The following is a 25,139-nucleotide window of genomic DNA, read 5'->3' as shown; positions in this document are numbered from 1 at the left end:
CGTCAGCTGGCCGGGGTCGAGCTGACCCCCACCTGCGCCGGACGCAGCAGGCGGTCATGCAGCATGAACCCTTCGGCCGAGACCTGGATGATCTCGCCCGCTTTGGTGCCCGGCACAGGGGCTTCGAACATGGCTTCGTGCAGGTTCGGGTCGAACTTGTCGCCAACCTCGGGTGTGATCACCTCGATCCCGTGTTTCTGGAATACGTCCTTCAACACGCGCATGGTCAGCTCGACACCTTCGATCAGGCCGGCCGCAACCTCTTTCTGCTCGTCCGTAGCCGCCTCGAGCGCTCGTTTCATGTTGTCGTAGACCGGCAGCATGTCGCGCGCCAATTTGGACCCACCATACTGTTCGGCCTCACGGCGGGCCCTGTCGCCACGCTTGCGTGCGTTTTCCGCATCCGCCAGGGCGCGCATGAACTTGTCGCGCAACTCGTCGCGCTCGGCCTTCAGGGCATCCAGTTCCAGCGCTTCTTCGCTGATCTCGGCCATCTCCTCGGCCAGTTCTTCCGCCTCGGCAGTTGCAATGTCGTCCAGAAAGTCTTCGTTCTTCGGCTCTGCCATCTTTTACCCTCTAGCTCCGATCGGAAATCAGTTTCCCAACCAGTTGCGCCGTATAGTCCACGATCGGCACGATCCGCCCATAGTTCAGACGGGTCGGCCCGATCACGCCAACGGCGCCGATTATCTTTCGATCAGCGTTCATATAAGGAGACACCACCAAAGAGGAACCCGAAAGTGAGAAAAGTTTGTTCTCCGAGCCGATAAAAATGCGCACACCTTCGCCTTCCTCGGTCAATTCGAGGAATTCGGCTATGTCACGCTTGCGTTCCAGATCGTCAAACAGGACCCGGATTCGCTCCAGCTCCTCTTCCTGACCGGTGTCGCCCAGCAGATTCGCCCGACCACGCACGATCAGACGCGCCGAGTCCGACGCCTCGCCCTCCCAGGCCGCAAGGCCGCTTTCCACAAGCTCGCGGGCCAGCACGTCGATCTCTTGCCTGCGCGCCGCAATCTCGGTCTGGATCATCCGGCGCACATCGGACAGTTTCCGGCCCTCGATCAGGGCGTTCAGGAAATTGGCCGCCTCACGCATCGAACTGGGCGTCTGACCCGGTGGTGGCGTGAACAGCCGGTTCTCCACATGGCCATCTGCGAAAACCAATACCACCAGGGCCCGGTCATGGCCCAGGGAAACGAACTCGATATGCTTGATCTCGGATTCGTGCTTGGGTGTCAGCACCAGCGACGCGCCATGCGTGACGTTCGACAAGGCGGCCCCGACGCGATCCAGCATACCGCTGACATCACCGGAATTGCTGCCCAGCGTCTCATCCAGCTTCTTGCGGTCGTCCTCGCCCAAGTCGCCAACTTCCAGCAGGCCGTCGACGAACATGCGCAGCCCAACCTGTGTGGGCACCCGGCCGGCGCTGACATGCGGACTGCCCAAAAGGCCCAGAAACTCGAGATCCTGCATGACATTGCGAACCGTTGCCGCGCTGACTTTTTCACTGAGCGACCGGCTGAGGGTGCGGCTGCCCACAGGCTCGCCGCTTTCCAGATAGCTTTCGACGATCAGGCGAAACACTTCCCGCGACCGGTCGTTCAACTCGTCCAGAATTTTGCTCGCTTCACTCATCGGTGGTTCCCTTGCTGGGTGGCCATTAAATAGCTGCCAACAGAAAGGTCAATCGGGGTTGCATCGCTGCCATGCCGGGCGTTATCCCCAAGCCAGCAGACAAAGGATATTTCATGCGACCCTCTGGACGAGATTTAAGCGAAATGCGCCCGGTTTCAATCGAGACCGGGTTTACCAAACATGCCGAAGGTTCCTGCCTGATCAAAATCGGCGACACCCATGTTCTGTGCACCGCCACGATCGAGGATCGCGTGCCGCCTTTCATCAAGGGGTCAGGCCTGGGCTGGGTCACCGCCGAATACGGCATGCTGCCCCGCGCGACCAATACCCGGATGCGGCGCGAGGCCGCCAGCGGCAAACAGGGTGGCCGGACCGTCGAGATCCAGCGCCTGATCGGCCGTGCCCTGCGCGCCGGGGTCGACCGCGTCGCCCTGGGCGAACGCCAGATCACCGTCGATTGTGACGTGCTGCAGGCCGATGGCGGCACCCGCTGCGCCTCGATCACCGGCGGCTGGGTCGCGCTGCGGCTGGCGGTGAACAAGCTGATGAAGGCGGGCGACGTTATCACGGACCCGTTGGTCGATCCGGTCGCCGCCGTATCCTGCGGCATCTATGCCGGCCAGCCCGTTCTGGACCTGGACTATCCCGAAGACAGCGAGGCCGGCGTTGACGGAAACTTCATCATGACCGGCTCGGGCAAGCTGATCGAGGTGCAGATGAGCGCCGAAGGTTCGGTCTTCAGCCGCGCGCAGATGGATCAGCTGATGGAACTGGCAGAAAAAGGCGTGTCCGAGCTGGTGGCCGCGCAAAAGGCCGCCACCGCATGACCCGCCGGTTCGAAGGTGATCGGCTGCTGGTGGCCACGCACAACAAAGGCAAGCTCGAGGAGATGGCCCATCTGCTCGAGCCCTTTGGCGTGACCGTCGTGGGCGCGGCCGAGATGAACCTGCCCGAACCCGAAGAGACCGAGGACACGTTCGTCGGCAACGCGCGCATCAAGGCCCACGCGGCCGCACAGGCCACTGGCCTGCCGGCCCTGTCCGACGATTCCGGAATCACCATCGATGCGCTGGATGGCGCGCCGGGCGTGTACACCGCCGACTGGGCCGAAACCGGAAATGGCCGCGATTTCCTGATGGCCATGACTCGCGCCCACACCGAGCTTGAGGCGCGCAACGCTCCGCATCCACGCACCGCTCAGTTCCGCTGTACGTTGGTTCTGGCCTGGCCCGACGGCCATGACGAGGTGTTCGAGGGCGTCGCACCCGGTCATCTGGTCTGGCCGATCCGTGGCAAGGACGGGTTCGGCTATGATCCGATGTTCGTCCCTGACGGATTCGACATTACCTTTGCCGAGATGGATCGCTGGGAAAAGAACAAGATCAGCCACCGTGGTCGCGCGGTGGAGCTGTTCGTGAAAGGCTGTTTTGGCGGATGATTGGCGCAACGGGGGCTTTGGCCTGTACGTGCATTGGCCCTTTTGCGAGGCCAAGTGCCCCTATTGCGATTTCAACAGCCATGTTTCCAGAAATATTGATCAAAAACAATGGCTTGACGCATATCTGTCCGAGCTGAAGCGCTCGGCCACCGAAACCCCCGACCGGGTTCTGAACACGATCTTCTTTGGCGGCGGCACCCCATCGCTGATGGCGCCCGAAACCGTCGCCGCCGTGATCGACACCGCCCGCAGCCTATGGCGACCCGCCAATGACATGGAAATCACGCTCGAGGCCAATCCCGGCTCGGTCGAAGCCGGACGGTTCGCCGCCTATCGCGATGCGGGCGTGAACCGGATCTCGATGGGCATTCAGGCGATGAATGACGAAGATCTAAGGCGGCTGGGCCGCATCCATAGCGTGGCCGAGGCACGCGCCGCCTTCGACATTGCCCGCACCTGTTTCGACAGGGTCAGCTTCGACCTGATCTATGCCCGCCAGTACCAGACGCTTGAAGCCTGGCGCGCCGAGCTGACCGAGGCGCTGTCGATGGCGATCGACCATCTGTCACTGTACCAGCTGACCATCGAGGCAGGCACTGCCTTTGGCGACCGCTACTCGGTCGGCAAGCTGCGTGGCCTGCCCGAGGACGACAACGCCGCCGACATGTACGTGGCCACGCAAGAGGTCTGCGAAGCCCACGGCATGCCTGCCTACGAGGTGTCGAACCACGCCGTTCCCGGGGCCGAGTCGCGGCACAACCTGATCTATTGGCGCTATGGCGATTATGTCGGCATCGGACCGGGTGCCCATGGGCGGATCACGGTAGATGGCCAACGGATCGCAACCGAAACCCATCTGGCACCGACCGTGTGGCTGAATGCCGCTACGCAAGGAAATGGCGAAAAGCTGCGGCCCCCCCTGACCGACGAAGAACAAGCGAACGAATACCTCATGATGTGTCTTCGCTTGACTGAAGGTCTAGATATGGACCGTTTCAATTGCCTGTCCGGCCACCCTTTGCCGCAACCCAAACTGGACTACCTGCAAGACATCGGAATGATCACCCAAGACGGGCCACGCGTTTCCGCCACTGCTGACGGCCGCGCGGTTCTCAATGCGGTGATCCGTGAGTTGCTGGATTAGTCATGCACTATTTGTGGGCCACATTTGGATTGCTCTGCGTGGCCTTGGCCATGATCGGCGTTGCCCTGCCCCTGCTTCCTACCGTTCCGTTCCTACTGTTGGCCGCCTTCTGTTTCGCGCGCTCTTCTTCCCGTCTGCACAACTGGCTGATGTCTCACCGAACCTTCGGTCCGTTAATCCTTGATTGGCAAACCTCGGGCGCGATCCGGCCAGCCGCAAAAAAGGCGGCGACCCTGTCGGTTGCCGCCGTCTTTGGTTTGTCGGTTCTGGTCTCTGTGCCCAGCCATGTCCTGATTATTCAGGCCGTGACCTTGGGCGCGGTGATGATCTTTATCTGGTCACGCCCTAACGGCTGAGCTTTGCGCAGAGATCATCCAGTTGATCCAGGTTTTCATAGGTCAGCACGACCTGCCCGGTCTCGGTTCCGGGCTTGTGGTTGATGACCACCTTCATCGCCAGAATCGCGGAAAGGTCTTTTTCCAAAACCCGCGTATCTGCGTCCTTGCCTGCATTGAGGTCACGCGACCGCGGTGCGGGACGATCTTTGTCGCCCTGTTGCTGCTTCTTGACCAGCGCTTCGGTCGCGCGGACTGACAAGCCGTCTTTCACGACAATTTTTGCCAGTTCGGACGGATTATCCGCAGTGATAAGGGCGCGCGCGTGTCCGGCCGAGATTTTACCTTCAATAACAAGGGCTTGAACGTCACCCGGCAGTGACAAAAGCCTCAGAAGGTTGGCAATATGGCTGCGGCTTTTGCCCAGGGCTTCGGCCAACTTTTCCTGGGTGTGGCCGAACCGATCCATCAATTGCTTGTAGCCAGCGGCCTCCTCCACGGCGTTCAGATCTGCCCGCTGGATGTTTTCGATGATGGCGACTTCAAGTACTTCGGTGTCGTCGAATTCGCGCACGATGACCGGAATGTCGTGCAACTGCGCCATCTGCGCGGCGCGCCAGCGGCGCTCACCCGCGACGATTTCATATTCGCCGCCGCCGACCGGGCGAACGATCAGGGGCTGGATGATCCCTTTCTCTTTGACCGAGGCAGCAAGCTCGTCCAGTTGATCCTGCGAGAATGTGCGGCGCGGCTGATTCGGGTTGGCCCGCAGCTTCTCGATCGGAACCTTCATGTCCGGCCGACGTGGTTCAGCCGTAACCCGGCCCTCAGGATCCTGTGATACATCCGCCATCAAGGCGGACAAGCCGCGCCCCAATCCGCGAGGTTTTCCTTTTCTGGCGCTCACTTCGCCCTCCTGACAGCCGCTCAGGCAGCCACTTTCTTGTTCTTTTGCATGATTTCGCGTGCCAGATGCCGGTACGCCATCGCCCCCAGAGACCCCGAGTCATATTGAAGGACCGGAAGTGCAAATGACGGCGCTTCGCTGACCCGGACATTTCTGGGTATCTTGGTTTTAAATACCATCTCTCCCAGATTGTCACGCGCATCCTTTTCGACCTGCCGGGACAAGTTGTTGCGGTTGTCATACATAGTCAACACAATACCTTCGATTCTGAGGTCTGGATTCGCGGACTGGCGAACCTCTCGGATCGTCAGCATCAGTTGCGAAAGGCCTTCCAGCGCAAAGAACTCGCTTTGCAACGGAACCAACACCGAATGCGCCGCCACCATTGCGTTGACTGTCAGCAGATTGAGGGACGGCGGGCAGTCGATCAGAACGAAGTCAAAACCGAATTTGTCGATCGCCGGTTGCCTGAGCGCGTCGTGCAGCAAGTAGCTGCGTTTTTCATTCGAGATCAGCTCAATATCTGCCGAGCTGAGGTCAACCGTGGCCGGAACGATACTGAGGTTTTCGATTTCGGTTTCCTGTACGACAGCCTCCAAGGGCGCCTCGTCCAAGATCAAATCATACGTGGTCCAATCACGATCCTCGACTCCAAGCCCGGTGGACGCATTTCCCTGCGGGTCCAGATCCACGACCAGAACCTTGCATCCCGCCTCGGCCAAACCCGCCGCCAGATTGATCGCTGTCGTGGTCTTGCCAACCCCACCCTTCTGATTGGCAACCGCCATGATACGAGGTCCTGCAGGGCGCGACAGATCAACCACGTGAGACTCCTTTGATCTTCAGGATGACAGCCTGGGGGTCAGTTAAACTATTAGCCGTCTCCGTGGTGAAATTCCATTCCCGTTGTGCCGCGTCGATTTCTTTTTTCCAGGTGGCACCTTTGGGAAACACGGCCACTCCATCTTCCTTTAAATGCCTGTCACAAAATGACAATAACGTCGTCAGGTCTGCGAGCGCCCTTGCGGAGAGGACATCAGCGCCCAAGGGATCAACAGCCTCAATCCGCTTTGAAATCACCGAGCAGTTGGCCTTGGTTTCACGGATGACGGTGCGCAAAAACGCCGATTTTCTCTGATCGCTCTCAACTAGGGTAAATTCCGTCTCAGGCGAAGCTTCAGAGGCCAGTATCGCGCAGACCAGCCCCGGAAATCCTCCACCGCTTCCCAGATCGACCCAGTGATTCTTCGGCTCAACCAAATGAAAGACCTGGATCGAATCCTTTACGTGCCGCGACCAGACTTCTGGCAGAGTGCTGCGCGAAACCAAGTTAATCTTTGGATTCCACTTCCGCAGAAGATCGACAAAGACTGACAGCTTTTCGAATGTTTCACGTGAAACATTCAAGCCATCGGGCGAAGCGCACGAGTCGCCGTTCATGCCTTTTTTGCTCTCTGACTGCTTCTGAGTTTTGCCAGTACCAAGGTCAAAGCAGCAGGCGTAACACCCTCCACGCGACTCGCCTGGGCAATGTTCGCCGGTCGCGCGGCTGACAGCTTCTGCTTCAACTCATTCGAAAGACCTGTGAGCGAGGAATAGTCAAAATCCGCGGGTATGGCATGGGTTTCGTCGCGCTTCATGGCTTCGACGTCTCGTTGTTGCCGAGCTATGTAATTGGCGTACAGCGCGTCCCTTTCGATCTGCCGACGGGTGTCTTGGTCGACATCCTCCAGCTGCTGGATCAGCGGCACAAGGTCCTCGAAGCAAACGTTCGGAAACGCCAAGATTGCCATTCCGTCCCTGCGGTTACCATCCTGATTTACTTCGATGCCAGCTGTGCGGATTTCCTTGGGCGTAAAGGTCCGTTCGGTCAGTACTGACTTCACAGCACCCAGCCTTTCCATTTTGGTTTCAAAAGCCAAGCGACGGTGATCCGATATACACCCAATTTCCAGGCCTTTCGGCGTAAGGCGTTGATCCGCATTGTCCGCGCGCAAGGACAGACGGAATTCGGCGCGCGAGGTAAACATCCGATACGGTTCCGCTACACCCCGTGTGGTCAGATCGTCAATCATGACACCAATATAGCTATTGGCTCGAGTAAAATGAATCGCATCTCGCCCTTGAACTTCCAACGCGGCATTCAGGCCCGCGATCAGGCCCTGAGCAGCCGCCTCCTCATATCCTGTGGTTCCATTGATCTGCCCTGCAAGATATAGCCCCGGGATCTCCGGCAAGGCCAGGGACGCGCTCAACACACGCGGGTCCACATAGTCGTATTCAATGGCGTAGCCCGGCTGCAGGATTTCTGCCGACTCAAGGCCTTTGATGGATCGAACATACTCGACTTGGACATCCTGCGGCAGCGAAGTCGAAATCCCGTTTGGATACACCGTGTGATCATTGACGCCCTCAGGCTCCAGAAAAATCTGGTGAGAGTCCTTATCCGCAAACCGAACGATCTTGTCTTCGATCGAAGGGCAATATCGCGGCCCCACTCCCTCGATATGCCCCCCATACATCGCAGAGCGGCTCAGGTTCTTCTCGATGATTTCATGGGTTTGCGCGTTCGTGTGAGTGATGCCGCAAGATATCTGCGGCGCCACCGGTGTTTTGGACAAGAATGAGAACATGGTCGGGTCATCATCACCGTCCTGCCGTTCCAATCCGTCCCAGTCGATCGTGCGTCCATCAAGTCGAGGAGGCGTTCCTGTTTTCAGCCGCGCCATCGGCAGGTCATAGCTATCCAACCGCTCAGCCAGTCGTACAGACGGCCTGTCGCCCATGCGGCCTCCGGGCCTCTGAACATCGCCGATATGAATCACGCCCCGCAGAAACGTTCCCGAGGTCAGAATCACCGATTTCGCAGTGATTTCAGATCCGTCGGACAGAACCACCCCGGCAACGCGATGACCGGCCATTCGGAAATCTATGACTTCTCCTGTAATGACTTCGAGGTTCTTGCGCGCCTTTGTTTCCTGTTGCATTGCAGCCCGGTACAGCGCACGGTCGGCCTGCGCACGAGGCCCTTGAACGGCGGGCCCTTTACGGCGATTCAGAAGGCGGAACTGGATTCCCGCCCGGTCTGCAACCCGCCCCATAACGCCGTCCAGGGCGTCGATCTCACGAACCAAGTGGCCTTTTCCAAGTCCACCGATCGCCGGATTGCACGACATGACACCGATGTCGGTTTCCGAAAGTGTCACCAAAGCTGTCTGCGCACCCATCCGGGCCGCGGCATGGGCCGCCTCGGCCCCCGCATGCCCCGCTCCGATAACGACGACGTCCAACTCCGAATGTTTCACGTGAAACACTCCTCATTTACCCAAACAAAAGCTGGCGAATATTTCGTCCAGCAGATTTTCCACATCTACTCGGCCGACCAAAGACTCCAACGCGCGGATGGCGATCCGCAGCTCTTCTGCTGCAATATCGTACAGGTCCGGGCCGGAATCCAGAACTCTGAGTGCTTCGGACAGAGCGGTCGAGGATTTCAGCATTGCAACACGATGGCGTTCCCGGGTGGCAATACCAGAACTTGCGGTTCGCTCTCGCAAGACTACCGATATGTTGTGGATCAGGCGGTCTATTCCCTGACCTGTCTTCCCCGACACACCCTCGGTCCCATCTGAACGAAGGTCGGACTTCGGCAGAACCTGGATGTCGCCGGATTGCATACCGATTCCCAACGCTTCCGGGTCCTCGGTCAGAAAAACGCGAAGGTCGGCATTTTCCGCCCGCTTTCTGGCCAGAGCGATCCCAAGACCCTCTACGTGGTCCTCTGTTTCGCGCAACCCGGCCGTATCCAGCAACGTGACCGGCAAGCCTGCCAGGTCCATCCGCACCTCGATAATATCGCGGGTGGTGCCAGCATATTCCGAAGTAATTGCCGCCTCCCGGCCCGCAAGCGCATTCAGCAAGGTCGACTTGCCCGCGTTCGGTGGGCCGACAATAGCCACTTCAAAGCCGGTGCGAATCCGCTCGGCAATCCTCACGCCCTTCGCCTCCCGCTCCAGATCCGCCATGACAGCAGTCACAAGCGATCGGACTTCGGGTGACACATCCGTTGGCACGTCTTCATCGGCAAAATCAATGACGGCCTCCAGCAATGAGGCCGCCCGGATCAAATCCCGCCGCCACCGTTCCGCCAAGTCGCCCAATTCGCCGGCCAGGATGGTCTGAGCCTGCTTGCGCTGTGCATCGGTCTCTGCGTCGATCAGATCGGCCAAGCCTTCGACCTGGGCAAGGTCCATCTTCCCGTTTTCAAGAGCACGCCGGGTGAACTCGCCCGGCTCAGCCAGTCGCAGATCCGGCATTTCGGACAAGACGCGCAGAACCGCGTTGACCGAAGCCGCGCTGCCATGGATCTGCAGCTCGGCCACATCTTCGCCGGTAAAGCTGGATGGACCGTGGAAGGTCAGAACCAGCCCGTCATCCAGGCGCGACCCGTCAGGTGCCCGCAACTCACGCAGGCACATGCCACGCAACGGCAAATCTCCACCCGACAGAACCTTGGCCGCTTGGTGCGACTGCGGTCCTGACAGGCGGATCACAGCAACCCCTGCCTTGCCTTGCGCGCTGGCCAAGGCGAATATCGTATCCATTCGAAGGCCTCGCGTCGGTTACAAGACCGTATCAGGTATTCATCGAGTCGAAGAACTCGGAATTGGTCTTGGTCTGTTTCAACTTGGACAACAGGAACTCGATCGCGTCGGTTGTGCCCATCGGGTTGAGGATACGGCGCAGAACAAAGGTTTTGGCCAGATCGCCCTTGTCGACCAGCAGGTCCTCTTTCCGGGTGCCGGACTTGAGGATGTCGATCGCCGGGAACACCCGCTTGTCTGCGATCTTGCGATCCAGAACGATCTCCGAGTTACCGGTACCCTTGAATTCTTCAAAGATCACTTCGTCCATCCGGCTGCCGGTGTCGATCAGCGCGGTGGCGATGATGGTCAGCGAACCGCCCTCTTCGATGTTCCGGGCCGCACCGAAGAACCGCTTGGGCCTCTGCAGCGCGTTGGCGTCCACACCACCGGTCAGAACCTTGCCCGAGGACGGCACCACGGTGTTGAACGCTCTACCAAGTCTTGTGATCGAGTCGAGAAGAATAACAACATCTCGTTTGTGCTCGACCAGGCGCTTGGCTTTTTCGATCACCATCTCGGACACGGCGACGTGGCGGGTCGCCGGTTCATCAAAGGTCGAGGATACCACCTCACCCTTCACCGAACGCTGCATGTCCGTCACCTCTTCGGGGCGTTCGTCGATCAGCAGGACGATCAGGTAGCATTCCGGGTGGTTGCGCTCGATCGAGTGCGCGATGTTCTGCAGGATCACCGTTTTACCGGTCCGCGGCGGCGCCACGATCAGCGACCGCTGGCCCTTGCCGATCGGCGCGACCAAGTCGATCACACGAGCGGATTTGTCCTTGATGGTCGGATCTTCGATCTCCATCTTCAACCGCTCATCCGGATAGAGCGGCGTCAGGTTGTCGAACAGGATCTTGTGCTTGGCCTTTTCCGGGTCTTCGAAGTTGATCTTGGTCACCTTCGTCAGCGCAAAATAGCGCTCATTCTCGTCCGGAGCCTTTATCTCACCCTCGACCGTGTCGCCGGTGCGCAGCGAATGCTGGCGGATCATGTCGGGCGAGACATAGATGTCGTCCGGGCCGGGCAGATAGTTCGCCTCGGGCGAGCGCAGAAAGCCGAAGCCGTCCTGCAGCACCTCAAGCACGCCGTCGCCGCCCACGGTCCAGCCCTCGTCTGCGCGTTCGCGCAGGATCTGGAACATCATCTCGCCCTTGCGCATGGTCGAGGCGTTTTCGATCTCGAGCTCTTCGGCCATGGCCAGAAGGTCTTTGGGGCTTTTCGCCTTCAGATCGGACAGGTTCAGGGATTCGATTGTCATGATGATACGGACCTTGGCCGCAAGGGTGCGGCACAGCGTTGAATTTCAAACAGGAAGATGCGCCATCCGGACGGATGGGTTGATCCCTACATAAGGCCGGTCGCCGCCCGAGTCAAACCGGTGCGGAAATGGCCCTCAGAACTTCAGAATGACCGCCAGAACGATGATGACCATCAAAACGGTCGGAACCTCGTTCATCATGCGGTACTGGCGCCCTGTGAGCGTATTGCGGCCTTCGACGAAATCCTTGCGCCGGGCCATCAGCCAGTGATGAAACCAGGTCATGCCGATCACCGCAGCACCCTTGACCCAAGGCCAGGACCAGTCCCACCCGACGATGCCGGGAGTGAACACCATGATGAGGCCGCAGACCCAGGCCACGATCATCGCCGGTCGCATGATCACGCGCAGCAGCTTTTCTTCCATTTCAAAGAAGATCTCGGGCGCACCGTCCACGGCTTGTGCCTTTTCGACGTGATAGACGAACAGACGTGGCAGATAGAACAGCCCCGCCATCCACGAGATCACCGCCATGATGTGCAGCGATTTCACCCAAGGGTACAGTGTGAAGAGAAGATCGGTCATCGGGTTTCCCGGCACTGGTCGGACCCTCCCTAATAAAAAAAATAGAAAAGAGAAAGGATGATGGTTTTGTAGGGTGGGCAAAATCCGTGGATTATTGTTTTGTCCGCCAGTTTTCCCCAGGTGGATGAATAAATTCCAAAACTGGGTGATTCTGGTGATTTCATTTTTTACATAATAAAAATAAGCATTTAAACTATACATCGCGGACCTGTCTTGGGGATAACTCAAGGGACATCTTTTGATGAATAGGAAGTCCCAAGATCCCGAGTTATCCTTGTCCCGACCGGACAGTCTTTGAGCGACTCAGGGAAGTTTCAGGCCTAAATCGCGGGCTTGCGTGTCAACCGGAAAACCATACAAACCGTTCAAGACCAATGATCCACTTGCCCACGGGGTTTTCCACATGACTGTCCCCATCTTTCTTGCCTCGGGGTCCGAGATCCGCGCGCAGTTGCTGCGGAACGCCGGAGTGCCGTTTTCCGTCCAGGTCGCCCGCGTGGACGAGGATACCGCCAAACGCGCGCTTGTGGCCGAGGGCGCCCCGCCCCGCGACATCGCCGATGCACTGGCCGAGCTCAAGGCGCGCAAGATCAGTGACAAGACGCCCGGGGCGATGGTTCTGGGCTGTGACCAGGTTCTGGATTTCGACGGACGTCTGCTGTCCAAGCCCGAAACGCCCGAAGAAGCGCTGTCGCAATTGAAGGCGATGCGCGGCAAGCGTCACATGCTGCTGTCCGCGGCGGTGATCTATCAGAATGGCGAACCGGTCTGGCGCCATGTCGGGCAGGTGCGGTTGCGGATGCGCGCCAGTTCGGATGCCTATCTGAAGGGCTATGTCGCGCGCAACTGGGACAGCATTCGCCACGCGGTCGGGGCCTACAAGCTGGAAGAAGAAGGTGTGCGCCTGTTCAGCAGCATTGACGGCGACTATTTTAACGTCTTGGGTATGCCCCTGCTGGAGCTGCTCAATTTTCTAGCGGTCCGAGGGGTGATCGAACAATGACCGACAACCGCATTCCACTGGCCGGAGTGATCGGACACCCGATTGCCCATTCCCGATCGCCCGCGCTGCATGGCTATTGGCTGAAGACCTATGGTTTGCCGGGCCATTATGTGCCGATGGATGTTGCGCCCGCAGATCTTGAAACGGTCCTGCGCAGCTTGCCCAAGGCCGGGTTCGTCGGGACCAATGTCACCGTTCCGCACAAAGAGGCCGCGTTGCGCCTGGCCGATCACGTGTCGGACCGCGCCTCGGTGATCGGGGCGGCGAATACGCTGGTGTTCCGGGCCGATGGCTCGATCCACGCGGACAATACCGACGGGTACGGGTTCATGCAGAACCTTCGCGCGGGCGCGCCGGATTGGGTGCCGCAGGATGGTCCGGCTGTGGTATTCGGCGCGGGCGGTGCTGCGCGGGCGGTGCTGCAGGCGCTGGCCGAGGCCGGCGTACCCGAGATTCTGCTGACCAACCGCACGCGGTCGCGCGCCGATCACCTGAAAGAGGAATTTGGTCAGCGCATCACCGTGGTCGATTGGGTCCAGGCCGGAAACGTGATCGAAAACGCCGAACTGGTGGTGAACACAACGTCACTGGGCATGCAGGGTCAGCCCGAGCTGCGCGTCCCGCTGGACGGGCTGCAGCCGGGAACGGTGGTGACTGATCTGGTCTACACGCCGATGAAAACCCGCCTTCTGGAACAGGCCGAGGCTGCCGGCTGTACGGTCGTCGATGGGCTGGGCATGTTGCTGCACCAGGCGGTCCCGGGGTTCGAGCGGTGGTTCGGCCTGCGCCCCGAGGTTACGGAAGAAACCCGCGCAGCGGTTCTGGCATGAGCTTTGCGCTGGGTCTGACCGGGTCGATCGGCATGGGCAAAAGCACCACCGCCGACCTGTTCGCGCAGGAAGGTTGCGCCGTGTGGGATGCCGACGCCGCGGTGCATCGGCTGTATGCGGAAGGCGGTGCGGCGGTCGCGCCGATCCGCGCGGCATTTCCCGACGCGATCGAGGATGGGGCCGTCAGCCGTGACGCGCTGAAACGGATCATCGGCGCCGATCCGACCGCCTTGAAACGGATCGAAGTCATCGTGCACCCGCTGGTGGCCCAGGATCGCGAGGCGTTTCGACAGGCGGCCAAGTCGGACATCCTTGTCTTTGACATCCCATTGCTTTTCGAAACCGGCGGCGACGCGCAGATGGATGCGGTGGCCTGCGTTTCGATCCCCCCGGACGAGCAGAAGCGCCGTGTCATGGCACGGGGCACGATGACCGAGGCGCAGTTCGAGCAGATCCGCGCCAAGCAGATGCCGAATGACGAAAAATGCGCGCGGGCGGATTTCGTGATCGTCACCGACACTCTGGACCATGCCCGCGCACAGGTGCAGGATGTGGTCAGGCAGATCAGGGCAGGACTGACAGATGCGTGAAATCGTACTGGATACGGAAACCACCGGATTCGATCCCGAAAGCGGCGACCGGATCGTCGAGATCGGGGCTATCGAGCTGTGGAACCATGTCGCCACGGGCGAGACCTATCACGTTTATATCAACCCTGAACGTTCGATGCCGGCCGAGGCTTTCGGCGTGCACGGCATCGGCCCTGACCTGCTGGAGCCGCCGCAACCTGCCGAACCGGGCCAGATCACCCTGAAGGACAAACCTGTCTTTGCGAAGGTCGGGCAGGCCTTCCGCGATTTCGTGGGGGATGCACGGCTGGTGATCCACAACGCGTCATTCGACATGAAGTTCCTCAATGCCGAGTTGGGATGGATGGGCCTGCCCCCGATCCCGATGGAGCAGGCGCTGGACACGCTGGCGATCGCGCGCAAGCGGTTTCCCGGCTCGCCCGCCTCGCTGGATGCGCTGTGCCGCCGGTTCAACATCGACAACTCGAACCGGGTTCTGCACGGTGCGCTGCTTGACTCGGAAATCCTGGCAGAAGTCTATCTGGAGCTGATCGGCGGACGCCAACCTGATTTTGGCCTGTCTTCGGCGTCTGCTGAAAGCTCAACCGGTGGCGACATCTGGCGCCCCGGTCCACGGCCGAACCCACTGCAGCCCCGGATTACCGAGGATGAGCGTGCTGCGCATGATGCATTTGTCGAAAAGCTGGGCGAAAACGCCCTGTGGTCCCGCACCTGACCCGGGTCAGATGCGGGTTGCCTGATCACGCCTCGGTCTTGTCGGACGCCTCGGCCTGACGGCGCATCAACTCGTTGCGGTACAGACCGACGAAATCGATGTTGTCCAGATTGACCGGCGGGTAGCCACCGTCGCGGGTGATGTCGCTGACGATGCGGCGCAGGTAAGGGAACAGCATCCGCGGGCATTCGATCATCAGGAACGGGTGCAACTGATCATTCGGCACGCCTTCCACGTGGAACAGGCCGCAATAATCGATCTCGCACAGGAACAGGATGTCCTCCAGACCCTTGGCCTTGGACTTGAGGTTCAGCTTGATCGACACCTCGTATTGGTGGTCGGCCGAGCGCTTTTTCGCATCCAGGTTCACTTGGACTGAGATCTCGGGCTGCACGTCGCCCGAGACGCCTTTTTGCGCCATCACGTTTTCAAAGGACATGTCCCGGATGAACTGTCCCAGAATGCGCATCTGGATTTGGGGGGCTGCCTGGGGCTCGGTTGTGCCGGCGGCGGTTTCTTCGGTCATGGATCCGCTCCAAAATTTTAATTCGCCACTGCTTATCAAGTTGGGCCGGGCACCTCAATGCTGGTGCGGCCCTTCCACCCATTTCGACGGTTGTGCGGGTTTTGTGCGCACTTCCGAATACTCTCCGTCTATGATGTCATCCCCACCGAACGGATCGCGCGCCGCCCCATATTGCGGGCCGGGACCCATCTGGAACTGGGCAATCGTGACCCGTGATTTGAGATACCGAAAAACCGCGGCCCGCACCCCGGGAACCAGCAGCGCAAAGCCGATTGCGTCGGTGAAGAACCCAGGAGTCATCAGCAGAACGCCCGACAGCAGGATCATTGCACCATTGGCCAGCGGTTCGGTCGGGTCGTCCAGTTCGGAAAAGGCGCGCTGCAGCTGACCCATCGCCATGCGACCTTGTGTCCGCACCATCGCGGTACCCAGAACGGCGGTCAAAACCACGATTGCCAGCGTCGGCCACAGGCCGATCAGACCGCCGACCTGGATAAAAAGGGCGATTTCGATGATCGGCACCAATAAAAATGCCAAGAACAGATACATATGCGCTATCCTTTCCCACAGGCCGGGCTGTGGACTTGCCACCAACTGTCACCTACATAGTGGCACGAGGCCGCGTGTACAAAGTCTCGGTGCTGAAAAGAGGACGAAATGAATTCACCCCTGATCCAGCTTCTGGTGCTGGCTGGCATAGCCATCTTCCTGATCCTGCGTCTCAGAAGCGTGCTGGGCACGCGCGAAGGCTTTGAAAAACCACCGGTGCCGCAGCAACCCGACACCGGGAAGTCGCGTCGTGATTTCGAAGTGATCGACGGCGGTCCGGATCGTGACATTACCGACCATGTGCCCGAAGACAGCGAATTGGCGCAGACGCTGGCCGCAATGAAGCGAGTCGAGCCCAGCTTTTCGGTCAGCGAGTTTCTGCAGGGCGCCCGTGGCGCCTATGAGCTGATCGTCATGGGGTTCGAGCGGGGCAATCTGGATGAAATCCAGCCCTTCCTGTCCGAGGAAGTTTTCGAAACCTTCGTGTCGGTTGTCGCCGATCGCGAGGACAAGGGCCTGACGATCGAGGCCGAGTTCATCGGTGTGCGTGAGATGGGCCTGGTGGATGCACAATTCGACAAGGATTCAAACCGCGCCGAGATCACTGTGCGGTTCGTCGGCGAGCTGACGTCGGTCGTGCGTGACCGGGGCGGTGACATCATCGAAGGCAGCCCCAACACGATCAAGCGCCAAAAGGACAGCTGGACTTTTGCTCGCGTCATGGGCGCGGATGATCCGAACTGGCTGCTTGTCGCCACGGACGCATGATCGGAACGCTCCGGTCGCTGATGCTGGTGGCGGTTCTGACCGCCGCCAATGCCGCCGGAGCTGAGGCGACGCGATCCATCCTGTCATTTGCTGACCTTGATGGCTGGGCCGAGGATGACCACGGCGCGGCTTTGTCCGTTTTTCTGGACACTTGCGGGGATCTGGACGATCCGGACTGGCGTTCGTTGTGTGCAGCCGCACGGACATACGAGCCCGATGCCGCGCGCGCCTTTTTCGAACTGTTCTTCCGGCCCATCCTGATCGAGGATGAAAAGGCCCCGCTGTTCACCGGATATTTTGAACCGGAATTGAACGGCTCGCGGACGCGGACTGAAACCTACAGATACCCGGTCTACAAGATGCCGCCCGAGGCGCGGGCGGCTGGGCAATGGCTCAGTCGGCGCGAGTTGCTGACCAGTGGCGTGATGAAGGGCCGCGGCTTGGAAATCGCCTGGGTCGATGACCCGGTCGAGTTGTTTTTTCTGCAGATTCAAGGCTCGGGGCGCATCCGTTTGCCGGATGGCAGTTCGGTGCGTGTCGGATATGGCGGGGCCAACGGCCACCCCTATCGGTCGGTTGGGGTTGAGCTGGTCCGGCGCGGTATTCTGGGTGCGCATGATGTGAGCGCCCGGATGATCCAGTCCTGGGTGCGCAAGAACCCCGAGATTGGGACCGAGCTGTTGATGCACAACCCGTCCTACGTCTTTTTCCGCGAGGTTTCGCGGGTGGCTGCAGACCGCGGGCCTTTGGGCGCAATGAACCGGTCGATCACCGCAATGCGCAGCATCGCCGTGGACCCGGCCTATACCCCGTTGGGTGCGCCGGTCTGGGTTGAAAAAGACGGCAAGACTCCGCTGCGGCGCTTGATGATCGCCCAGGACACCGGCTCGGCAATCAAGGGCGCACAACGGGCCGACATCTTTTTCGGAACCGGGGACGCCGCAGGACAGGCAGCGGGCCAGCTCAAGGATCCCGGCCGCATGATCGTTCTGCTGCCGATCCAACGCGCCTATGCCATGCTGCCGGATGAGTTCTGATGACCCGCCGCAAGCTGACCGAAGACGAGATTGAATTGTGGCACAAGGTGACCCGGCAGACCGAGCGGCTGCACCCGGAGATTCCCCAATCCGTTCACCCATCGACATTGCCGAAACCCAAGCCGCGAAAAACCCCAAAAGCGCGGATAGACGCCTTTGAACTGGGTCAGAATGCACCGACAAATGGGCGCGGCCACAGCTTGAAGCCCGCAATCGGCGATAGCCTGCGTGCCGCTCCCGTACAGATGGACAGCAAGGCCTTTGCGCGGATGAAACGCGGCAAGCTGAAGCCCGAAGGTAAGCTGGATCTGCACGGAATGCGGGTCGACACGGCCCATCCTGCTTTGATCCGGTTCATCCTGTCGGCGCAGGCATCGGGAAAACGACTGGTTCTGGTGGTCACCGGCAAAGGCAAGGACAGAGACGAACCCGGCCCGATCCCGACGCCCCGCGGCGTGCTGCGCAACCAGGTGCCTCAGTGGTTGAACTTGCCGCCCTTGGCCCAAGCGGTTCTTCAGGTCAGTCCGGCCCATATCAGTCATGGCGGTGATGGGGCTTACTACGTGTATCTGAGGCGGATCCGCTAAAGCAGCCGCCGGGCTCTGTGAACACCGATCCAGACTATGCCGCAAGTTGCCACGAAGAACCAGGCGATCCACAGGAACTGCGCGCTGAGCGGCACGCCCAGATCGATCAACCCGCCAGTCAGACCGGGCCCGACAGCAGACCCCAGCACCATGACGGCGGCAGCCATCGCCTTGATCGCGCCGATGTGACGGGTGCCGTAGAACTCGGCCCAGAACGCGGCGGGCAGCGTGCTGTTGGCGCCGACCGAAATGGCAAGACAGGACAAACCGACTACGGCGCCGGGGATTGTCTGGACAAAGGCAAACAGGGCAAACCCGGCAGCCATCGGAAGCTGATAGAACGGCATCATCCGCGCCGTGCCCCATCTGTCCAGCGCCCAGCCCGAGGCGAACATCGCCAGGATCGACACCCCGGTATAGACCGGAAACAACGCAACCAGTTGGATATGGGCCCAGCCCTTGGTCTGCGCCAGATGGACCTGGTGAAAGAAGAACGCGGTAATGAATGCCGAAGGCCCCATGAGCGCAGGCATCATGAACCAGAAAAGCGGGTTCAACAACGTTTCGCGCCGGGTCCAGTGCCGCCCAAGCATCCCGGTCGCGCTGGTTTCCCGGGCCAGGCTTTGCGGTGTCCGTTCTTGACGCAGCATCCGCATTAACGCCGGTATTCCCAACAACGCGATGGCGGCGGAGAGCGCCCAAAGAAAATGCCAGTCGACAAAGGCCATGGCGGCGACGAACAGCACGGGCAGCAGGGCCTCACCGACGGCAAATCCTAGCGTTGCGATGGAGAGTGCCCTGCCCCGCGTGGCAGTGAACCACCGGGCCATCGCAACCATGGCAATGTGGCTGCACATGCCCTGGCCGAACAGACGCAGCAGAAAGATCACCACGGGCAACAGGATCACCCACTGATTGACCGCCATCGCCAGCGCGGCACACGCAAGCCCAAGCAGGACAGCCGGGCCCAGCACTCGGACACGATAGATATCGGTCAGCCCTCCGGCCCAGATCATGACAATCGCGGAAACAGTCGTGCCCAATGAATAAAGACCGCCCCATGCGCCGTGGCTGAGGCCGAACTCAGCCCGGATCTGCCCGGCGAAGATCGAAATGAAAAAAGTCTGCCCGAAACTGGACATGAAGGTCAGCAAGACCCCCGCGCCCAACCACGGAGCATTGTCCGCAAGGAAAAGGCGGACCCCGCGCGCAATCACGGAGTGCTGACCCGCACCTGCCCGGTTTCGGTCAGAACAACCTCAGTCGCGCCGGCATCGTTTCGCACGGCCGGCGGCACCAGAAGATCAATGCCACCCTGATCCCGGCCAAAGGTCCTGCTGACCCGGCCCGCCGCGTTGAGGATCGACAGAAGTGCCGGAGATGTGGCGGCCACGAAATGCGAGGACTCCGCATCCTTGTTGAAGGCCGTGGTGTCGATGATGCTGACCGGGTACTGCGCCAGCTTCTCGGTCGAGTTGATGTTGCCCAGCCGCTCGCCTTTGGCAGTTCCGCGCAGGCGTCCGGACACGTTCAAGATCTTGTCTTTGCGCGAGACCATGATCACGAATGGCTCGGGCGGAGACTTGATCACCGCCATTTGCGACCGGAACACGTCAACGTCGAGATCGGGCGAGATCAGCAACACACCTTCCAGATTGCGCCGCGACCAGCCTGGCTCGCGCAGCTCAGCCTGGCGCATCATCTCCATGGTCAGCGCGCCTCCCATCGAGTGCGCAACGATCAGCACGCGCGGGACGCCCAGAGATTTCAGCGTAGAGATGGTTTGTTGCAGCCCGTCGCGGGCAAACAGCATGCTGTCCAGATCATAGGCATAGCCCGATCCGGCCCCCCGGCTGGGCCATGAATAGACCAACGTCTTGCCAGGCAGGCCGATGTCGTGAGCCAACTGAGCCGCACGAAAAACGGTCTCGGTCTGGGTGGCGTTGTAGCCATGAACAAAAATCGTGACTTCCTTGGCGCCGTTCAGCCGCGCTTTCAGATCCTGCTCGGTCGGAAATTCGCGCACACCGGCCAAAACGAACTGCCGGCTCGGGTTCGGGTCCGAATAGGAAAACTCAAGCGTCCCGGGTCGGTGGTTCGGCGGGATCGAGACGGTGGTTTCGAGGAATTGCAGGCGGTCAGTGCGACGATACCCGTACGAGCCGTCGGCCTCGCGTGCGCGGGTGGTGGCCGCGAACACGGTCTGCGCCGTTCCGACGTCCAACGCTTCGGGCAAGGTGACCGAGATGGATCGATCAACGCAGCCTCCCAAAACGGAAACCGTGACGAAAATGATCAGATAGCGCAGCACGGATCGATCCCAGACCAACAGTTACGTGCTACGCATAGCGTAACCTGCCGACGCGTCCAGATAATTGCGCAGGATCAACCGGCGAAAACCGGCTGATCATGTTACAGAACGTAACGGCTCAGGTCCGTGGATTTGGTCAGCTCACCAAGGTTTTCATCCACAAAGGCCGCGTTGACCACGATTTCCGCGCCGGCACGGTCCGGCGCGACAAAGGACAGATCTTCGAAAACGCGCTCCATCACGGTGTACAGGCGCCGGGCGCCGATATTCTCGACGCTCTGGTTCACTTCGGCGGCGATCCGGGCTAGCGCGGCGATCCCGTCCTCGGTAAAGCTGACGGTAACGTTTTCGGTGCCCATCAAAGCCGTATACTGGCGGGTCAGCGCGTTGTCCGTCTCGGTCAGGATGCGCACGAAATCCTCTTCGGTCAGCGCGCGCAGTTCCACCCGGATCGGCAGACGCCCCTGCAGTTCCGGCAACAGGTCCGAAGGCTTGGCGATATGGAACGCGCCGCTGGCGATGAACAGAATGTGGTCGGTCTTGACCGGGCCATGCTTGGTGGAGACGGTCGTGCCTTCGATCAGCGGCAGCAGGTCGCGCTGCACGCCTTCGCGGCTGACATCCCCGCCGCGGGTTTCTGCCCGGGCGCAGACCTTGTCGATCTCGTCCAGAAATACGATTCCATTCTGCTCGACCGATTCCAGCGCCGCGCGGGTGACGGCCTCGTCATCCAGCAACTTGTCGGCCTCTTCCCCGATCAGGGTGTCATAGCTTTCGGCAACGGTCATGCGACGCTTGACGGTGCGCCCGCCGAAAGCTTTGCCGAAAATGTCGCCCAGGTTCATCATGCCCATCTGACCGCCCGGCTGGCCGGGAATGTCGAACATCGGCATCGGGTTGGACGTATCGGCCAATTCAAGCTCGATCACCGTGTCGTCCAGCTCGCCGGATTTCAGCTTCTTGCGGAACATCTCGCGGGTGCTCTCGCGGGCGTCCGAGCCGGCGATGGCCTCGATCACGCGGTCCTCGGCAGCCTGATGCGCCTTGGCTTTGACCTCTTCGCGCATGTATTCACGGGTCTGGATGATCGCGGCATCGGCCAGATCGCGGATGATCTGTTCGACATCGCGGCCGACATAGCCGACTTCGGTGAATTTGGTCGCTTCGACCTTGATGAAAGGCGCGCGGGCCAGCTTGGCCAGGCGGCGGCTGATCTCGGTTTTGCCCACGCCGGTGGGCCCGATCATCAGGATATTCTTGGGATAGACCTCATCGCGGATGTCATCCGGCAACTGCTTGCGCCGCCAGCGGTTGCGCAGGGCCACGGCGACAGCGCGCTTGGCATCCTTCTGCCCGATGATGAAACGATCCAGTTCCGAGACGATCTCGCGCGGGGTCAGGTCGGTCACAGGGCAGTCCTTTCGATGGTCGGCAGTCAGCTGCGGCTTAGGTAAGCACGGGGTCGGCAAAAACAACCGAGACCGCACATTTGGCCGCGTTGGTTAACAATGACCCGGCGCCAATGCAATTCTTTCCTGACCTCCGTGTTGGGAGATTTCGGTGTCCTCTGATAGGGTTGGCGGAATGTGCGCGGGACCCGGAGAGTGAAATGTCCAAGATTGCCAAGATTACCCTGCTGTTCGTGGTGTTCGTGGACCTGATCGGCCAAGGGCTGGTTTTTCCGATCATCAACTCGCTGATCATGGAGACGAAATCGGGCTTTCTGCCGGAAAGCACGCCAATGGGCAGCCGTCACTTCTACTACGGTCTGGTGATCGGGTGTTTCTTCCTGTCCTGGTTTCTGGGCGTCGTCTATGTCTCGAAAGTTTCGGACTCCATCGGGCGCAAGAATGCACTTCTGGTCTGTCTGGGTGGCGCGCTGGCGGGCTATGCGATCACGATTGCGGCGCTGTATCTCAACAGCCTGATCCTGCTGATCGTGGGCCGGTCGATCACTGGGTTCACGGCCGGAAACCAACCCATTGCGCAGGCGGCCATGATCGACGGCAGCACGGATGCGGCCGATCGTGACCGGAACATGGGTTATATCGTGACAGGGGTCAGCTTTGGCCTGGTCGGCGGCCCGATCATCGGAGCGGTCCTGTCGGATGCGGCGCTTTTGGGCAGCGTTGCCACGCTCAAGACCCCATTCTACGGCGCGTTTGTCCTGGTGCTTATCGCGATCCTGCTGGTGCTGTTCTTCTTCAAGGATACTCGAACCGAACGCGAACCCTTCGTCTTTCGCCCACGCGACGTAACCGACAGCCTCGTCGCCGTGCGTGGCCACCCCATGGTTCTGAAGATCCTGCCCGTCTACGCGTTCTTCATGATCGCGAACGTCACCTTCTACGTGTTTGTGGACAATTTCCTGACCAGCGCTTTTGGTTACGGCGTGATCGGTGGCAGTATGGCGATGGTCGTCATCGGTGTTGCGCTGGCCTTCTCAAGTACGTTTCTCGTGAAACCCGCGCAAGAACGTTTCAGCAAGCACAACATCATATATGTTTCGCTTATCGTCATGGTGATCTGCGGCTTTGCCTTTGCCTTCAGCCCCAGCGGCGTGCTCAGCTATGTGCCGGTGTTCCTGTTCTATTTCCTGTTTGGCGTGGCCTACCCGACCCTTCTGGGCCTGTTCTCCTCGTCGGTCAGCGAGGCGGATCAGGGCTGGGTCATGGGCGTAACCACGGCCGTGTTCTGCCTGGCCGGTGGAATCATGTCGCTGATCGGCGGCGGGTTGATGAGCATCGATATCCGCCTGCCCTATTACATCGTGATCGCCTCGGCCATTCTGGGGCTGATCGGGATGCACCGCCGGTGGAAGGGCAAGGAGATTTCGGCCCTGCTGGCCTGACCCCTAGCCCGAAATGCTCTCAACCGTCAGGTTGCCGTTGGTGTAGACGCAGATGTCGGCGGCAATTGCCATGGCCTCGCGGGCAACCTCCTCGGCCGACTTGTCGCTGTCCATCATCGCGCGCGCGGCTGCCAGGGCAAAGTTGCCACCCGACCCGATCGCCGCCACGTCATGTTCCGGCTCGAGCACGTCCCCGGCCCCGGTGATCACGAACAGGTCACGGCCGTCGGTGACGATCAGCATCGCCTCAAGCTTTTGCAGGTACTTGTCGGTGCGCCAGTCCTTGGCCAGTTCGACCGAGGCGCGGGCCAGTTGACCGGGCGTGGCCTCCAGCTTGGCTTCCAGCCGTTCCAGCAGTGTGAAGGCGTCGGCGGTCGATCCGGCGAACCCGGCGACGATCTCGAACCCGCCGGGCGACAGGCGCCGCACCTTGCGGGCGGTGCCCTTGATCACGGTCTGGCCCAGGCTGACCTGCCCGTCACCCGCGATGACGATCTGGCCGCCTTTCTTGACGCCGATGATCGTGGTGCCGTGCCAACCGGGAAAGTCGTTCTCCGCCATTCAAGCCTCCGTATCCGTTGATGCCCTATATGGGCCGGAGGCGCGATCCGCGCAACCCGTTCTCAAACTGCCTAAAAGATATGCAATCCGTGCATCACGGGGTTGCCGGACCAGCAATTGTGAGTCGCCTGTCGCAAGACTAGATGAGGCTTACAACCGACACAGGGTCGGCTGTTTCAAAAAAGGAATGCGCAAATGGCAACCACCGCAAACATCCATGCGCCGCTCGGAGCAGCTACCATCCTGCGTGTAGTGGACGGCATCTCGCACGCTTTCGAAGCTGTCGCCGAATGGAACACCGCCCGCAAGACCCGCAAGCTGCTGTCGCAACTGAGCGATGCCCAGCTGGAAGATATCGGTCTGGTCCGCGAAGATATCGCCAAGATCTGAATTCAGACCGAATTCGACTAAAGACGAATGGCCGCTTGGATTTCCGGGCGGCTTTTTCTTTTTGCGCAGACCATGCACAAAAAAGGCGCCCGATGAGGAGCGCCTTCTTTCTTGAGTTCCGTTCGGTATCAGATGGATTCGTCGATCCAGCTTTGCAGAGCGGCCTTCGGGGCAGCGCCTGCGCGGTTCGAAACCACCTGACCGTCCTTGAAGATGAACAGCGCGGGAATACCGCGTACACCCATGGCTGCGGCCGAGTTGGGGTTGCTGTCCACGTCGACCTTGGCGATCTTGACCTTGCCGCCATATTCGGCCGCCAGCTCTTCCAGAGCGGGTCCGATCTGCTTGCAGGGTCCGCACCACTCGGCCCAGAAATCCACCACGACGGGGACGTCCGAGTTCTTGACTTCGGCGTCAAAGGTTTCGTCGGTTACGGCTACGGTCGACATATTCTGTCTCCTGAA

The 25,139-nt window shown here is 60.1% G+C and carries 29 protein-coding genes; 13 read left to right on the top strand and 16 right to left on the bottom strand.

Annotated features, from left to right (window positions below; all coding sequences use genetic code 11):
• Window positions 1-2: 2 nt before the first annotated feature.
• Window positions 3-566, bottom strand: coding sequence for a nucleotide exchange factor GrpE (locus tag ACR0EF_RS10695; RefSeq protein ID WP_093963902.1), 564 nt, complete (start codon window positions 564-566; stop codon window positions 3-5).
• A gap of 10 nt (window positions 567-576) precedes the next feature.
• Window positions 577-1,641, bottom strand: coding sequence for a heat-inducible transcriptional repressor HrcA (hrcA, locus tag ACR0EF_RS10690; RefSeq protein ID WP_170342649.1), 1,065 nt, complete (start codon window positions 1,639-1,641; stop codon window positions 577-579).
• Between the two features lie 113 nt (window positions 1,642-1,754).
• On the opposite strand from hrcA, the gene rph reads away from it, so the two are divergent.
• From rph to ACR0EF_RS10670, 4 genes are read left to right on the top strand one after another with little or no spacing between them, the layout of a single operon-like run.
• Window positions 1,755-2,468 carry a ribonuclease PH gene (gene rph / locus ACR0EF_RS10685; protein WP_005979825.1) on the top strand — a complete coding sequence of 238 codons (714 nt, stop codon included), beginning with the start codon at window positions 1,755-1,757 and terminating at the stop codon, window positions 2,466-2,468.
• On the top strand, window positions 2,465-3,079 hold the full coding sequence (gene rdgB, locus ACR0EF_RS10680) for an RdgB/HAM1 family non-canonical purine NTP pyrophosphatase (RefSeq protein WP_093963900.1): 615 nt from the start codon (window positions 2,465-2,467) through the stop codon (window positions 3,077-3,079). The genes rph and rdgB overlap by 4 nt, the downstream gene beginning before the upstream one ends.
• Window positions 3,069-4,223: a radical SAM family heme chaperone HemW gene (hemW, locus tag ACR0EF_RS10675; RefSeq protein ID WP_170373149.1), complete on the top strand. Its 1,155-nt coding sequence runs from the start codon at window positions 3,069-3,071 to the stop codon at window positions 4,221-4,223. The genes rdgB and hemW overlap by 11 nt, the downstream gene beginning before the upstream one ends.
• A 2-nt stretch (window positions 4,224-4,225) precedes the next feature.
• A complete protein-coding gene (locus ACR0EF_RS10670) occupies window positions 4,226-4,579 on the top strand; it encodes a YbaN family protein (RefSeq protein ID WP_170361108.1) in 354 nt (117 codons plus the stop codon).
• On the opposite strand, the gene ACR0EF_RS10665 is transcribed toward ACR0EF_RS10670, so the two are convergent.
• From ACR0EF_RS10665 to ACR0EF_RS10635, 7 genes are all read right to left on the bottom strand, one after another.
• Window positions 4,569-5,465 carry a ParB/RepB/Spo0J family partition protein gene (locus ACR0EF_RS10665; RefSeq protein ID WP_170370393.1) on the bottom strand — a complete coding sequence of 299 codons (897 nt, stop codon included), beginning with the start codon at window positions 5,463-5,465 and terminating at the stop codon, window positions 4,569-4,571. The genes ACR0EF_RS10670 and ACR0EF_RS10665 overlap by 11 nt on opposite strands.
• A 20-nt stretch (window positions 5,466-5,485) precedes the next feature.
• A complete protein-coding gene (locus tag ACR0EF_RS10660) occupies window positions 5,486-6,289 on the bottom strand; it encodes a ParA family protein (RefSeq protein ID WP_315901682.1) in 804 nt (267 codons plus the stop codon).
• The gene (gene rsmG, locus ACR0EF_RS10655; RefSeq protein WP_170373148.1) at window positions 6,282-6,905 is read right to left on the bottom strand and encodes a 16S rRNA (guanine(527)-N(7))-methyltransferase RsmG; all 624 of its coding nucleotides are present in this window, start codon (window positions 6,903-6,905) and stop codon (window positions 6,282-6,284) included. Before rsmG ends, ACR0EF_RS10660 begins: the two co-directional genes overlap by 8 nt.
• On the bottom strand, window positions 6,902-8,779 hold the full coding sequence (gene mnmG / locus ACR0EF_RS10650; RefSeq protein ID WP_170373147.1) for a tRNA uridine-5-carboxymethylaminomethyl(34) synthesis enzyme MnmG: 1,878 nt from the start codon (window positions 8,777-8,779) through the stop codon (window positions 6,902-6,904). The genes rsmG and mnmG overlap by 4 nt, the downstream gene beginning before the upstream one ends.
• A gap of 3 nt (window positions 8,780-8,782) precedes the next feature.
• Window positions 8,783-10,069, bottom strand: a complete 1,287-nt coding sequence (mnmE, locus tag ACR0EF_RS10645; protein ID WP_170373146.1) for a tRNA uridine-5-carboxymethylaminomethyl(34) synthesis GTPase MnmE — start codon at window positions 10,067-10,069, stop codon at window positions 8,783-8,785.
• A gap of 31 nt (window positions 10,070-10,100) precedes the next feature.
• The gene (gene rho / locus ACR0EF_RS10640) at window positions 10,101-11,372 is read right to left on the bottom strand and encodes a transcription termination factor Rho (protein ID WP_170342621.1); all 1,272 of its coding nucleotides are present in this window, start codon (window positions 11,370-11,372) and stop codon (window positions 10,101-10,103) included.
• A 135-nt stretch (window positions 11,373-11,507) separates the two neighbouring features.
• Window positions 11,508-11,957 carry a CopD family protein gene (locus ACR0EF_RS10635; RefSeq protein WP_170342619.1) on the bottom strand — a complete coding sequence of 150 codons (450 nt, stop codon included), beginning with the start codon at window positions 11,955-11,957 and terminating at the stop codon, window positions 11,508-11,510.
• 403 nt (window positions 11,958-12,360) lie between these two features.
• On the opposite strand from ACR0EF_RS10635, the gene ACR0EF_RS10630 reads away from it, so the two are divergent.
• From ACR0EF_RS10630 to dnaQ, 4 genes are read left to right on the top strand one after another with little or no spacing between them, the layout of a single operon-like run.
• Window positions 12,361-12,960, top strand: coding sequence for a Maf family protein (locus ACR0EF_RS10630; RefSeq protein ID WP_170373145.1), 600 nt, complete (start codon window positions 12,361-12,363; stop codon window positions 12,958-12,960).
• Window positions 12,957-13,790, top strand: coding sequence for a shikimate dehydrogenase (locus tag ACR0EF_RS10625; protein ID WP_170370398.1), 834 nt, complete (start codon window positions 12,957-12,959; stop codon window positions 13,788-13,790). Before ACR0EF_RS10630 ends, ACR0EF_RS10625 begins: the two co-directional genes overlap by 4 nt.
• A complete protein-coding gene (coaE, locus tag ACR0EF_RS10620; RefSeq protein WP_170373144.1) occupies window positions 13,787-14,380 on the top strand; it encodes a dephospho-CoA kinase in 594 nt (197 codons plus the stop codon). Before ACR0EF_RS10625 ends, coaE begins: the two co-directional genes overlap by 4 nt.
• Window positions 14,373-15,095 carry a DNA polymerase III subunit epsilon gene (gene dnaQ / locus ACR0EF_RS10615; RefSeq protein ID WP_170342610.1) on the top strand — a complete coding sequence of 241 codons (723 nt, stop codon included), beginning with the start codon at window positions 14,373-14,375 and terminating at the stop codon, window positions 15,093-15,095. The genes coaE and dnaQ overlap by 8 nt, the downstream gene beginning before the upstream one ends.
• A 25-nt stretch (window positions 15,096-15,120) precedes the next feature.
• Here dnaQ and secB read toward each other — a convergent pair whose 3' ends face one another.
• Both secB and ACR0EF_RS10605 read right to left on the bottom strand, forming a co-directional pair.
• Window positions 15,121-15,621: a protein-export chaperone SecB gene (secB, locus tag ACR0EF_RS10610; RefSeq protein ID WP_170342607.1), complete on the bottom strand. Its 501-nt coding sequence runs from the start codon at window positions 15,619-15,621 to the stop codon at window positions 15,121-15,123.
• 54 nt (window positions 15,622-15,675) lie between these two features.
• Window positions 15,676-16,170 carry an FxsA family protein gene (locus ACR0EF_RS10605; protein ID WP_170373143.1) on the bottom strand — a complete coding sequence of 165 codons (495 nt, stop codon included), beginning with the start codon at window positions 16,168-16,170 and terminating at the stop codon, window positions 15,676-15,678.
• A gap of 108 nt (window positions 16,171-16,278) precedes the next feature.
• Here ACR0EF_RS10605 and ACR0EF_RS10600 point away from each other — a divergent pair, with 108 nt between their 5' ends.
• From ACR0EF_RS10600 to ACR0EF_RS10590, 3 genes are read left to right on the top strand one after another with little or no spacing between them, the layout of a single operon-like run.
• Complete coding sequence (locus tag ACR0EF_RS10600) at window positions 16,279-16,938, top strand: Tim44/TimA family putative adaptor protein (protein ID WP_170340666.1); 660 nt, start codon at window positions 16,279-16,281, stop codon at window positions 16,936-16,938.
• Window positions 16,935-17,975, top strand: coding sequence for a murein transglycosylase A (gene mltA / locus ACR0EF_RS10595; RefSeq protein ID WP_170373142.1), 1,041 nt, complete (start codon window positions 16,935-16,937; stop codon window positions 17,973-17,975). The genes ACR0EF_RS10600 and mltA overlap by 4 nt, the downstream gene beginning before the upstream one ends.
• Window positions 17,975-18,562, top strand: coding sequence for a Smr/MutS family protein (locus tag ACR0EF_RS10590; protein ID WP_170363948.1), 588 nt, complete (start codon window positions 17,975-17,977; stop codon window positions 18,560-18,562). Before mltA ends, ACR0EF_RS10590 begins: the two co-directional genes overlap by 1 nt.
• Here ACR0EF_RS10590 and ACR0EF_RS10585 read toward each other — a convergent pair.
• The 3 genes from ACR0EF_RS10585 to hslU form a co-directional block, all read right to left on the bottom strand.
• The gene (locus tag ACR0EF_RS10585) at window positions 18,559-19,704 is read right to left on the bottom strand and encodes an MFS transporter (RefSeq protein WP_170370400.1); all 1,146 of its coding nucleotides are present in this window, start codon (window positions 19,702-19,704) and stop codon (window positions 18,559-18,561) included. The two genes, ACR0EF_RS10590 and ACR0EF_RS10585, sit on opposite strands and share 4 nt — an antisense overlap.
• 71 nt (window positions 19,705-19,775) lie before the next feature.
• A complete protein-coding gene (locus ACR0EF_RS10580) occupies window positions 19,776-20,873 on the bottom strand; it encodes an alpha/beta hydrolase (RefSeq protein WP_170373141.1) in 1,098 nt (365 codons plus the stop codon).
• Window positions 20,874-20,974: 101 nt separating this feature from the next.
• Window positions 20,975-22,282, bottom strand: coding sequence for an ATP-dependent protease ATPase subunit HslU (gene hslU, locus ACR0EF_RS10575; RefSeq protein ID WP_170370402.1), 1,308 nt, complete (start codon window positions 22,280-22,282; stop codon window positions 20,975-20,977).
• 200 nt (window positions 22,283-22,482) lie between these two features.
• On the opposite strand from hslU, the gene ACR0EF_RS10570 reads away from it, so the two are divergent.
• Window positions 22,483-23,724 (top strand): MFS transporter, encoded by a 1,242-nt coding sequence (locus tag ACR0EF_RS10570; RefSeq protein WP_170361080.1) that lies wholly within the window; start codon window positions 22,483-22,485, stop codon window positions 23,722-23,724.
• Window positions 23,725-23,727: 3 nt separating this feature from the next.
• Here ACR0EF_RS10570 and hslV read toward each other — a convergent pair whose 3' ends face one another.
• On the bottom strand, window positions 23,728-24,285 hold the full coding sequence (gene hslV, locus ACR0EF_RS10565) for an ATP-dependent protease subunit HslV (protein ID WP_093963878.1): 558 nt from the start codon (window positions 24,283-24,285) through the stop codon (window positions 23,728-23,730).
• 195 nt (window positions 24,286-24,480) lie between these two features.
• Between hslV and ACR0EF_RS10560 the strand changes: the two genes are divergently transcribed.
• Complete coding sequence (locus ACR0EF_RS10560) at window positions 24,481-24,675, top strand: DUF1127 domain-containing protein (protein WP_093963877.1); 195 nt, start codon at window positions 24,481-24,483, stop codon at window positions 24,673-24,675.
• A gap of 128 nt (window positions 24,676-24,803) precedes the next feature.
• Here the strand turns inward: ACR0EF_RS10560 and trxA are convergent, their stop codons facing one another.
• Window positions 24,804-25,124 carry a thioredoxin gene (trxA, locus tag ACR0EF_RS10555; protein WP_093963876.1) on the bottom strand — a complete coding sequence of 107 codons (321 nt, stop codon included), beginning with the start codon at window positions 25,122-25,124 and terminating at the stop codon, window positions 24,804-24,806.
• Window positions 25,125-25,139 lie beyond the last annotated feature (15 nt).

This window comes from Ruegeria sp. CG8, from assembly GCF_056537165.1.
Note: the sequence above shows the minus strand (reverse complement) of the source record. Positions and strands in the feature narration are given on the sequence as shown.